Source organism: Spiroplasma sp. Moj (assembly GCF_016082285.1).
GTDB lineage: Bacteria > Bacillota_I > Bacilli_A > Mycoplasmatales > Mycoplasmataceae > Spiroplasma > Spiroplasma phoeniceum.
On sequence record NZ_MQTY02000024.1, the window covers coordinates 1 to 12,208 of the forward strand.

General features: G+C 27.1%; 12 protein-coding genes. All 12 read right to left on the reverse strand.

Annotated elements, in window-relative coordinates:
* Nucleotides 1-520 precede the first annotated feature (520 nt).
* The 12 genes from BST80_RS01985 to BST80_RS02040 all read right to left on the reverse strand — a co-directional run bounded on the left by BST80_RS01985 (nt 521) and on the right by BST80_RS02040 (nt 12,182).
* Entirely contained in the window at nt 521-835 is a 315-nt protein-coding gene (locus BST80_RS01985; RefSeq protein WP_400248727.1) for a hypothetical protein, read from the reverse strand.
* Between the two features lie 153 nt (nt 836-988).
* Nucleotides 989-3,577 (reverse strand): extracellular solute-binding protein, encoded by a 2,589-nt coding sequence (locus BST80_RS01990; RefSeq protein WP_415745724.1) that lies wholly within the window; start codon nt 3,575-3,577, stop codon nt 989-991.
* Complete coding sequence (gene potB, locus BST80_RS01995) at nt 3,561-4,532, reverse strand: spermidine/putrescine ABC transporter permease (RefSeq protein ID WP_415745725.1); 972 nt, start codon at nt 4,530-4,532, stop codon at nt 3,561-3,563. The genes BST80_RS01990 and potB overlap by 17 nt, the downstream gene beginning before the upstream one ends.
* A gap of 9 nt (nt 4,533-4,541) precedes the next feature.
* Nucleotides 4,542-5,594: a spermidine/putrescine ABC transporter ATP-binding protein gene (gene potA, locus BST80_RS02000; protein WP_353486523.1), complete on the reverse strand. Its 1,053-nt coding sequence runs from the start codon at nt 5,592-5,594 to the stop codon at nt 4,542-4,544.
* Nucleotides 5,595-5,618: 24 nt separating this feature from the next.
* Nucleotides 5,619-6,152, reverse strand: coding sequence for a helix-turn-helix domain-containing protein (locus BST80_RS02005; RefSeq protein WP_126821099.1), 534 nt, complete (start codon nt 6,150-6,152; stop codon nt 5,619-5,621).
* Nucleotides 6,153-6,267: 115 nt separating this feature from the next.
* Nucleotides 6,268-7,089, reverse strand: a complete 822-nt coding sequence (locus BST80_RS02010; protein ID WP_415745726.1) for an HAD family hydrolase — start codon at nt 7,087-7,089, stop codon at nt 6,268-6,270.
* A gap of 49 nt (nt 7,090-7,138) precedes the next feature.
* Nucleotides 7,139-8,290 carry a methionine adenosyltransferase gene (gene metK / locus BST80_RS02015; protein ID WP_415745727.1) on the reverse strand — a complete coding sequence of 384 codons (1,152 nt, stop codon included), beginning with the start codon at nt 8,288-8,290 and terminating at the stop codon, nt 7,139-7,141.
* Between the two features lie 265 nt (nt 8,291-8,555).
* Nucleotides 8,556-9,494, reverse strand: coding sequence for a hypothetical protein (locus BST80_RS02020; RefSeq protein WP_415745728.1), 939 nt, complete (start codon nt 9,492-9,494; stop codon nt 8,556-8,558).
* A gap of 5 nt (nt 9,495-9,499) precedes the next feature.
* Nucleotides 9,500-10,312, reverse strand: a complete 813-nt coding sequence (locus BST80_RS02025) for a TIGR00282 family metallophosphoesterase (protein ID WP_415745729.1) — start codon at nt 10,310-10,312, stop codon at nt 9,500-9,502.
* 12 nt (nt 10,313-10,324) lie between these two features.
* Complete coding sequence (gene ylxM / locus BST80_RS02030; RefSeq protein ID WP_126820697.1) at nt 10,325-10,645, reverse strand: YlxM family DNA-binding protein; 321 nt, start codon at nt 10,643-10,645, stop codon at nt 10,325-10,327.
* Entirely contained in the window at nt 10,645-11,631 is a 987-nt protein-coding gene (gene ftsY / locus BST80_RS02035; RefSeq protein WP_415745730.1) for a signal recognition particle-docking protein FtsY, read from the reverse strand. Before ftsY ends, ylxM begins: the two co-directional genes overlap by 1 nt.
* 29 nt (nt 11,632-11,660) lie before the next feature.
* Nucleotides 11,661-12,182 (reverse strand): zinc-binding dehydrogenase, encoded by a 522-nt coding sequence (locus BST80_RS02040; RefSeq protein WP_415745731.1) that lies wholly within the window; start codon nt 12,180-12,182, stop codon nt 11,661-11,663.
* Nucleotides 12,183-12,208: the final 26 nt, after the last annotated feature.

The following is a 12,208-nucleotide window of genomic DNA, read 5'->3' on the forward strand; positions in this document are numbered from 1 at the left end:
TAAAATTATAATTTGCTATTAGTATCTTTTTAAAAATATTTACAATTATTTTAATAGGTTATGCAAGAAGTCTAATAAAAGAAATCACAAAGGGACATAACCAATATTTCATATTAAATTAATTTTATTTAAAATCACCATATAATTAATTAAAAATAAGTAAAAATATTGATAAATAAAATAACATGGTGGTATAAAAACAATTAAAAGAGAATAAATAAATTAATGATAAGATTGGTAACAATAATAAATTAAATAAAATACTAGAAAAATTTAATTGATAATTAAAATATAGCATTCATCCAAGTAGAAAAATAAATACTATTAAGTTATAATATAACAATTTCTGTCAAAAATAATCATGTTATTGTAAAACTATATCAAAACCCACTTCCTAAAAAACTATATGGAAAAAATAATAATATTAATAAAATACTTAAATTTCATTTTTGCTTTGCTATTAATTTATAGTCTCAAAAGTGAACATTAAATAGTGATAACGATAACAAGACAATTGCTTTTACACTAGCAAAAGGGTATCGTGTAAGTGAAGTGCAACAAATCAACTCAGAAAGGGGTTGATTTGTTGCACTTCACTTACACGATACCCTAAAATTTCTTCAATTGAAATCCCAAGCATTTGTTCAGTTATCTGAAGCGGATTTGGAATAATATTTTTGTTAAGTAATGGCAAATTATATTTATTAGTAAAAACAATTTGATAAATATTGTTATTAAAATCTGTTGTAGGTTTATTTTTTTGATAAGTATTATCACGAAAAGAAAATAAAAAATAAATTAACGTAACTAATACTCCGAATAAAATTGTAAACATAAAATACCCCTGCTTTTTAATTGTTCTCCCCTACTTTCAAATTACTATATAATCATCTTATTTTTTATTTTCCTTTTGTTAATTAAAATTTAATGTTAAAAAATAAAAAAATAGGAGTAATTAACTTCTATTTTTTTATTTTTAAAATAATTATTAGTTTTTCCCAGCAATTAAAATATTATATTTATTTAATACATAACCATCTAAATCAGTTATTTCAAATGGTCTATCGGCCATTTCTGGTTGAGCAACATACATTCCCTTCTCATTAAGTTTCGCTACAGGAACATAATCACGTTGATAATTAATCATTGCGCCAGATTCTGGATCATGACCATTACGATAATAATTATAATTATTTTCATAATCCATTACTTGTTGATATGGTGAAGTATAATTAGCTTTTTCTGTTAATGTTGATGAATTTTGAATAATAAAATTCATAAATTTATAAGCTAACTCCTGATTTCTAGCATTTTTTGATAAAACCATATTATCACTTCAAATGTTAGTTCCTTCAACTGTTTCTGGTGTTCACGCCGTTGTTGATCGTGGGCGGGTAATAATTAATTTTGTTCCCTTCGCTTCTTCATGACTCTTTGCAAATAATGTATCCGCATAAATTGCATCCCCATTATACATAAAAGCAAAATCAAAACGTCCATCACCAACTGCATTGATTAACTCATCATTCATTAAGGCAACATTATTATGTTTTAACAATGTTGCTAATTCGTTGTAACCATGATCAACTTCCATTTGCGTTGTTGGTACTGGTTTGAAATAATTTTTTTCAGTAGTTAACATAAATAAATTTCGTGGATCATTATTAATTAAAACTCGTTTATTTGCTGCGGCTGCTTGTCATAAAATATCTCATGAAATGCCATTTGAGATAATCTTATTATTTTCAACATCATTAAGTTTAATTTGATCACGATTTATACTAGGTTCTCATTCTGCACGTTGATAACCAAATTTTCCTTGAGCTGTTGTTGGTAAATTTTGATTTGCTTTAGCAAATATCTCATCTAAAAATTTTAAGTTACTTTCTGTTGGATTAATCACAAGTGATACTTCTCCTCAAAAATAAGGTAAACTATAATTAACAATTGTTTTTTGAGTAGCATCTTTCAATTTATTTTTATTTAAAACATTTAATAATCCATCAGCTAATGATGCCGCATAATTTTTATCAAAACATTTTGCTGTTGTTGGATCCAAAGTAGAAGGAACAATACAATTTTGATAAAATTCTGGATTTGTTTTTTGTACTGTTGCTACATCAACATTTAAATCATTAAAATATTCATTCTCAACTGTTCGTTCTTTGACATCTTGTCCATGATAATTTGGATTAGGTTTAATAATGTTGAAATTTTTATCAACATCATTTAATTTTTGATAATCAATTTCTTCTAAACGTCCTTCTTGCGCTAACTTATTAACCATATAGTCACTTGGAACCATCACGTCATAATGTGTCGTATATAATTTGTTATACAATGTTTCATTACTATCATAAACACTATATTTAACTTTTACATTATATTTTTTTTCAAACTTACTAATTAAATCTGAAGTAATATATTCACCTCAATTTGCTACTGCTAAATCATAAATATTATTTTTAATATAAACTGCTGTTAGCAAAGCAATTGAGCCAACTGAAATTGTTACTAATGATAATGACTTTCAACTTTTTGCCAATCAACGGAATTTTTTTCGTGATATTTTATTAATATTTTCTTTGGTTTCTTGCCGTTCAATAAAAGTTTGTTTTTTATTCTTAATTCATAAAACACTTTTATCATATTTTTTTTCTAGTTTAACAATTTTTCAGCGTAATTGTTCTTTTTGTTTTTCATTATTAATTTTTTTATTATTTAATTGATGATAAAGAAAGGCTAATTTCTTTTCATAGCGCATAATATCTTTATCTTTATAAGTTCCTTTTAACATTTCTCGGCGAAATTTATTATAATTAATTTTATAAACATTTCATCCATTTCATCCAATAATAATAACTCCAATAATTGCAATACAAATCGTACCAAAAGCATTAATAAAAGGTTTAATTCTTTTCATTGTATAAATAAAAGTTGCAACATTGACATCGTCACCACCAGTAAAATAAGAGATAATAAAGTCATCAAAACTCATTGCAAAGGCAATTGCTGCAGCTGCAATAATTGCTGGTTTTAAAATTGGTAAAATAATTTTTCGCAAAGTTTGTGAGGGCTTTGCACCTAAATCTAATGAAGCTTCAATTAATTTTGGATCAACTTTCCGTAAACGTGGTAATACTGTAATAATTACATATGGAACATCAAATGAAATATGTGCTAAAACTAATGTTAACATTCCAAAATTTGTTCCTAAAGCAATAAATAACATCATCAACGAAACAGCTGTAATAATATCAGCATTAATTAATGGAATATTAGTAATTGATAATGTCATTTTTTGTGTAACTCGCCATGCTCGATTTAATCCAATCGCAGCTAAAGTGCCAATAATAACTGAGACAACAGTTGCAATTACTGCTGTAAAAACTGACACAATAATACTTTGTAAAAAAGGTTGCTCACTAGCAAGTTGTTTATACCAACGATCAGAAAAACCATTAAAAATACTCATATTTTCACCACTATTAAATGAAAATAAAATTAAAATCATAATTGGAATATAAATGAATAACATAATTAATACCATATAAGATGATTTAAAAAACTTTTTCATTGCGACGCCCCTTTCTTGTTTCAAAATATTTTGATAATGAATTTGATAGCACAATAATTAAAAAAACAATAAGGGCTAAGACAACTGAGATTGCTGCGCCAATTCCAAAGTTTTCTCCTTTAAAGAAATATGCTTCAATTACATCAACAATTAAATTAATACGACCATTCCCCATAAATTTAACAATAATTAACGAAGTTGCTGCTTGCACTAATAATAATGTTCCACCTGCAATAATACCTGGGATTGATTGACGAAAAATAACTTTTCAAAATGTTTTAAAACCATTTGCTCCCAAATCTTTTGAAGCTTCAATTAATGAAGTATCAATTTTATCTAAACTATTATAAATTGGTAAAATTACAAATGGTAAAAATGCATACACCATTCCAATAACAACCGAAATTGGGGTTCCAAGTAAACTTGGAGCAATAATATTAAACATTGTTTGTAATCCAATAATTTTTAGTAACATATTAATTCAAATTGGTAAGGTTACTAAAATTCAAATATTTTTTGACAATAGTTTTGATTTACAAAATGCCATCACATAAGCAACTGGATAAGCAATCACAATTACAATTAAGGCCGCAATTAATGAATATCCTAAAGCTAAGAATAGTGCAATAACAAATTTTTGCTCTGAAAAAAAAGTTACAAAATTTTTAAAATTAATTTCAAAAACTAAACTATTTCCCGTTGGTTGAATAAACGAATATAATAAAATAATTAATAATGGTACAACAATTAATAAAATCATAATAATAAGGTATGGCCATAAAATTGGATTGAACCCTCTTTTAAACCATTTGTTTTGTTTTGCATGATAAGAAATATTTAAATATTTTGTTCGACATCAAGCAGTAAAATGTTGACTAATTGATTTAATTTTACTACCTTGTTTTTTAAATCATCCTTTACCTTTTTTTGGTGGTTTATTTTTGTTTTCCATCATTCTTGCTCCTTAATCATCAATCTCTTTCCACATAACATGAATATCTTCAACATTTCATGAAATATCAACTTGATCACCTTCTTCAACTCTATCTGTTGAATGAATTAAATATTTTCGTTCTTTACATTTAACAATAATTTCCCAATGAACTCCTTTAAAATTAACTCTTTTAACTGTTCCTGTGAAAAATCCTTTCCCAACTGGAACAATGTCAATATCTTCAGGACGAATAATAATATCAATTTGTTCTTCATTTTCACCAAATCCACGGTCAACACAAACAATTTTTTTGCCATCAATTGCTACTAAATTATCTTTAATAAAAATTGCATTTGAAATAATATTTGAGTCACCAATAAATTGTGCTGTTCATAAATTCTCTGGTTCATTATAAATTTCCGCTGGTGTTCCAACCTGTTGAATTGCTCCATCATTCATTACAATAATACGATCAGACAATGTTAATGCTTCTTCTTGATCATGCGTTACTAAAATAAAAGTAATTCCAATTTCTCCTTGCAAAGTTTTTAATTCTGCTTGCATTTTTTTTCGTAACTTAACATCTAATGCAGCCATTGGTTCATCTAATAACAAAACCTTTGGCTTATTAATTAATGCTCGTGCTAATGCAACGCGCTGGCGTTGACCACCCGATAATTGTTCAACTGATTTATCTTCAAAACCTTCTAATCCTACTAATTGTAAAAATTTCTTTACTTCAGTTTCAATAACATCATACTTATTGCGTTTAACTTTTAAACCATAAGCAATATTATCAAAAACAGTTAAATGCGGAAATAAAGCATAATTTTGAAAAACAGTATTAACTTCTCGTTTATGAACTGGCGTTTTTAAATAGTCCTTTCCTAAAAATAATAATTCCCCACTATTAGGTTGTTCAAATCCAGCAATAATTCTTAATGTTGTTGTTTTTCCACATCCTGATGGTCCTAGTAATGTGACAAATTCTCCTTCTTTAATGTTTAAGTTAATTCCTTTCAAAACTACTTTTCCTTCATATTGTTTTGAAATGTTTCGTAACTCTAAAATATTTGTTTCCAATGCTCCTACTCCTTTTATAATCTTTTAAAATATTGGTGGTGTTGAAATTCATAATACCTCAACAATTTCATTTGTTTCATTTTTTAAATAGTGTTGATTATTACCATATAAATAAAAACTATCACGAGTATGTGCTGTTTGTACTTTTTGCCCAGAATAAACTAACACTGTTCCTTTCAAAACATAACCAAAAATCTGACCCTCAAATGGTAATATCCGTTCTGATTCTCCTTGCGGCTTAATTTGAATTAAAATTGGTTCTAATTCATTTACTTGCGCATTAGGAACTAATCATTCAATTCGATAATCATTTTGTTCAACTTCATAATGTTCTTCTGCTGCATAAACGAATTTTCTATTTTTTTCTTGTTTAAAAAAATCTGCTAAGTTGGTGCCTAAAACTTCTAAAATACTTTCTAGTGTTTCAATACTCGGAGAAGAAATATCGCGTTCAAGTTGACTAATAAAGCCTTTCGTTAATTCACAACGATTTGCTAATTCTTCAATTGTTAAATTATTTTTTTGACGTAATAGTTTAATTTTCTCTCCTAGTAACATAGACAACCCTCCTTTGGTAATTTTGTTTAGTTATACTAAACTTTTTGTTTTTAAATTACGACCAAATTAATTATAAAAAAAACAAAAAAAATATCAATAGTTTTGATGATATTTTTTATTTTTTAAAATATTTATTAATTGCTTTTGCTACTCCTGAACGACGATAATGGGCAGTTGTATAATCAGAAATAGTTTTAATATCCGCTTTAGCATTTCCCATCGCAATTCCAACGCCAGCTCATTTTAACATTTCATAATCATTTGAACCATCACCCATCGCAATAATTTCTGCTGGTTGAATATTATATATTTTAGCAAGATATTCTAAAGCATCTTTTTTGTCACTACCCTTTGGACTAATTTCTAAATTTAAACTTTGATTTGGCAAATATGACCAATCAAAAATATTAAATTCATATTTTACTAAAAGTTTTGCTTTAAATTTTAGAACATTCTCTTTTTTACCACTAACAACAAACTTGTAAGCTTGGTCATATAAAGTAGTAGGATCATATACTAATATTCTTTTTCGTTTTGTGTGAAAACTCATTCATTTAGTCATCAAACTATGCTTAGTATTAACATAAGCAAAATGTTCATTCTTAACGGAATATGCTCATAATTGAATTTTACACTCATTAGCAAGATAAAAAACATTGATTAATTCATCATTAAAAAAAACATTTTGTTGAAGAATTTTTTCTTTCGCAAAATCATAAATTATGCCACCATTAAAACCAATTACTGGCATTTTATTTTCAATAATGCCTAATTTTTTTGCAACTTTTCTAATCGCACCAATACTACGCCCAGTTGCAATAATCACTTTAATCCCATTTGCCAATGCTCACTTAATTGCTGCAACATTTTGCTTTGAAATTCGATTTCTCCTTGCTGTTGTACCATCCAAATCAAGAGCAATTAACTTATACTTCATTAGTTTTTCTCCTCTTATTCTTATTCTTTATGTTAATTATATCTAAAAATTAAACATCTGGTAAATATTTTATTAAACTTTGAACTTTATCTAATCTTTCTCATGGTAGTTCAGTATGGTAACGACCAAAATGCCCATAAGTTGCCGTTTGTTGATAAATTGGTTTTTGTAAATCTAACGTTTCAATCATTGCCTGGGAGCGAAAATCAAAATTTTCTTTAATCGCCTTCAATATAATATCATTTGCAACAAAATTAGTTCCAAATGTTTCAACAAAAATTGAAATCGGTTCAGCAACTCCAATCGCATAAGATAATTGAATCTCACATCGTTCAGTTAATCCTGCCGCAACAATATTCTTTGCAACATAACGAGCCATATATGCTGCTGAACGATCAACTTTTGTTCCATCTTTTCCCGAAAAAGCACCACCACCATGCCGTGCATATCCACCATATGTATCAACAATAATTTTTCGCCCTGTTAACCCAGCGTCACCTTTGGGTCCACCAATTACAAATCGACCAGTTGGATTAATTAAAACTTTAAAATCTAAATTCATTTTAAATTCTTGCACAACTGGTTCCATAATTTCCGTAATAACAAAGTGTTTAAATTTAGCTTCATCAATATTTTCATCATGCTGAATTGACATTAAGATTGTATCAATATAAATATGTTTAGCATTTGTTATGTCTAACGTTACTTGTGATTTCATATCTGGTCGTGCCCCAATAAACATTCTTTTTTTACGTAGCATACTTGCTCGCTTTACTAAAGCATGAGCAATAGAAATTGCTAACGGCATATAATTATCTGATTCATTTGTTGCATAACCAAACATAATTCCTTGGTCACCAGCTCCAGCTTTATCAACACCAAGTGAAATATCTGGTGATTGTGTTTTAACTAATATTTCAACTTCATAAGTTTGTCAATCAATTCCTCATTCTGCATCATTATAACCAATTTCTTTTAATACTTTACGTGCTACATTGGCATAATCAACTTTTGCTTTTGTTGTAATCTCACCACCAATAATAACCCGGTTTGTTGTAATAAAGCATTCACATGCTACCCGTGATAATGGGTCTTCTTTTAAGCATGCATCTAAAACAGCATCTGAAATTTGATCACAAATCTTATCAGGATGCCCTTCTGATACTGATTCTGATGTAAATAAAATTCGCTCTTTTTCCATCTTTTTCTTCTCCTTAATCATAAATAAAACCACATCAGAATAATGTGGCATTAATAACAATATGTTTACATATAAATTAATAGTTAAGTTCTATTCAATAACTAATAAATCTTATTGGTAGCATATGATTTTGCCCTGCTAAAAGCACCTTCTAGTTAAATATAGGGTTGCTAGTGGATCATTGCTTAGCGTACTAACCACTTCTGAATAAGTTTTATGTTGTTACTTGACAACAAGTATATTATAACTTAAAAATTAGTTAATTTTAATTTAAATTAATTATTTCGGTAAGAATTTCAACACTAATATTTTGATTAGTGAATAAGTAATGTTTTGCTGTTTCAATTTTTTTTATTTTAACTAGTCCATTATTAATTAAAGTTACTTGTTTTGTATCATAAAATTTATCAACCTCTGCTTGTAATATTAAAGTTTTTACTTTAAGATCATTAATTTGTTTTACTATCTTTTTATTAAGATAATTAAATTGTAAAATTTGATTTAAAAAATAAGTTTGTTCTTTTTCCATCATTAAAGTACTATAATCTTCATTTTGACTTAAAAGTTGATAATCAATATGAATTTTAAAAGTTTTGTTTAAATTAAATAAAAAACCAAATCCAATCTCAATTTTGCTAATCATTGAAAATCTTATTCCATTTAAATTTGTAATTGGATTAACAAAAACAACTTTTTCAATTAATGGTTTTTGTTTCAATAATAAATTAATTAAACCACATGAAAATCCTTCTAATAATAAAATAATTCTTTGTTGTTCATATTTATTTTTTAATGCTGTAATTACGTCAATAATATCATTCACTAAAACTCCAACATTTTTAATACTAGTTGGCACATTATCTCCGACATTGCGTTGATTAAAAGCAATTACTGAAACTTTATGCTTAGCTCATATTTCATTATTAATTAAACCAGTAAAATTTTCCTTACTACCGTATAAATCATGAACTGCTAAAATAATATCCTGACAAGTTTTATCAATTGTTCCTAATGTTGATAATTCATATTGATCAGAAGTAAGAAAGTGTTTATGTTCGATATATTCAGGTAATTGAATTTCTCCTCGTTTTGTTTTCTTGTTTAAAAGACGATAACAACGTAGAAAAAAATAACAACACAAAAAAATTCCTAGAATAATACAAACAACAATAATGATTACATTCGTTTTAATTAAACTAGTCATTTAAGTTACTCCTTTATTATCCTAAAAAAATCAGTTTCATTTTCTGGATGAATTAAAATTCGTTCAATTTTTATTGCTTGGTTAGTTTTATCATCTACTTGTAATCATACCGCTGAAAAAATTAATTTATCATTTTCAGCTGCTGGTTCAAAACGCACTGGTAAACCAGTTTTTTCCTTAAGAATAATTTCTTCTGGATTTGCTCCAATAATTGAATTATAACTACCACACATCCCAACATCGGTAATATATGCTGTTCCTTTTGGCAATATTCGATTATCTGCTGTTTGAACATGAGTGTGCGTTCCAAAAAAACCAGTAATAATACCATCATAATTCCAAGCAAAAGCTAATTTTTCTGCACTAGCTTCGGCATGAAAATCAACAAAATGAAGCTCACTATCATCATTATTAATAATTTCTTCAAAAATTGTGTATGGATTATCTACTGGGTCCATAAAACTACGACCCATTAAATTAGTCACACGAATTTTTTTATTATTAATCTTAATAACAACTGTGCCTTTCCCAGGTGTAAACGAATTCATATTTGCTGGTTTTAATAAATCATTTACTTCTTCAATATAATTTAAAACTTCTGGATTACGAAAAATATGATTTCCGGAAGTAATAATATTAATCCCCATTTCTTTTAATTCATTATAATGATGCTTTGATAATGATTTCCCATTGGTAGTATTTTCACCATTTGCAATAATTAAATCAAGCTTATATTTTTTTATTATTTGTGGCAAATATTTATTAACAGCTGTCCGTCCAGCTTGTGCATAAATATCACCAATCATTAAAATATTCATTTTATTTTCTCCTTAATCACTATCAATTTTTTTTAATTTTTTTATTAATCCAGCACATTCCTTAATATTTTCAAATTCTTGATAAATGATATCTCGCTGATGTTGCTTATAACCTAATTGTAAGTTATTTTCAAATTTATGCAAAGCATTTGTAATTTTTACCAATGAATCATAAACAGCATTACGCGAAACATTTTTTAACCCTGCAATTTCACTTAATGAATAATCATCAAAAAAATATAATTCAAAATATTCTCTTTGCTTTGTTGTTAATAATTCCCGATATAATTCATATAAAAGAATTAACTCATTTGATTTTGCCAAATCTTTCATTATTCTATTTCCACTTCATCCTTGTTAAATAAATCTTTGGTTAAATTATAAATATATTGCTCAATATCAAATTCTTGTAAATCAGTTGGTTGCTCACCCAAACCAATTAACTTAACGGGAATGTTTAATTGGTCCTTAATTGCTAAAACAACGCCTCCTTTAGCCGTACCATCCATTTTTGTTAAAACAATCCCACTAACATCGCTTACCTCCGAAAAATTCTTTGCTTGTGAAATACCATTTTGACCAGTAACCCCGTCAATTACTAATAAGGTTTCATGTGGAGCATCAGGAATTTCGCGTTGAATAATACGATTAATTTTATTTAATTCATTCATTAAATTAACTTTATTTTGTAAACGTCCCGCTGTATCAATAATAATAATATCAACTTGTTCTTTTTTTCCTTTAACTAATCCATCATAAATAACACTAGCTGGATCTTGCCCTTCTTTTAACGGTTTAACAATATTAACATTTAAACGTTCTGCTCATTGGTTTAATTGTTCAACCGCCCCTGCCCGAAAAGTATCACCAGCAACTAATAGGACCTTTTTCTTTTGATCAAGAAATTGTTTTGTTAATTTAGCAATAGTTGTTGTCTTACCGGCACCATTAACACCAACCAACAAAATAACATTTAAGCGTTGGTCTTTAATATTTAATTTATTTTGTTTACTTTTTGGATCATTATATAAATCCATAATTACTTCAACCAAATAATCATTTGTGTCCTCAATGCTTCAACCTTTTCGTACTTTTTTACGAATTTGATTAGTAATTTGTAAAACCATATTCATTCCCATATCACTTGCAATTAAAATTTCTTCTAATTCTTCTAAGTATTGGTCATCATATTCTTTATACTTATGTGCTAATTTTTTAATATCATTAGAAAAGGTTAAACGTGTTTTACGTAACGCCTTTTCTAATTTAATCTGTTTTTTTTCTTCACGTTTTGCTTTTAATTTTTGAAAAAAACCCATTTCTTTCCTTCACCCTATTCTATTGCTTGTTATAATTTCACAACAACTTTAAAAATATCTGTCTCCATAAAAGTTTCATATGCTTTTAACACTTCATTTTTATTAAAAGTTTTTGATACTAAATACTTTGGAATAATTTCCTTATTTTCAATTTTTAATACAAGTTCTTTTAAAGTATAACAATTTAAAATTCCGTTATGAATAGTAATATTTTGATTTCATAATTGTTGTAAGTTAAAAACAACTGGTTTTTTAAAAACACCAATTGTAATAATTGTACCATTAAAATTAATCATTTGTTGTGCCTGCTCAAAAGTACCCCGGTCATTACCTACACATTCAATTACTAAATCATATTTAATATCAAAAGTAGTTAAAGTACTATCATAAATTTTATGCGCCCCCATTTTTTTAAAATAATTTAATTTTTGACTATGATGACCATAAATATCAATTTTTTTATTATATTTATTTAATAACAATAAAATGCCTAAACCAATTGGCCCATCACCAATAGACTTCTTGCATAACCTATTAAAATAATTGTAAATATTTTTAAAAAGATACTAATAGCAAA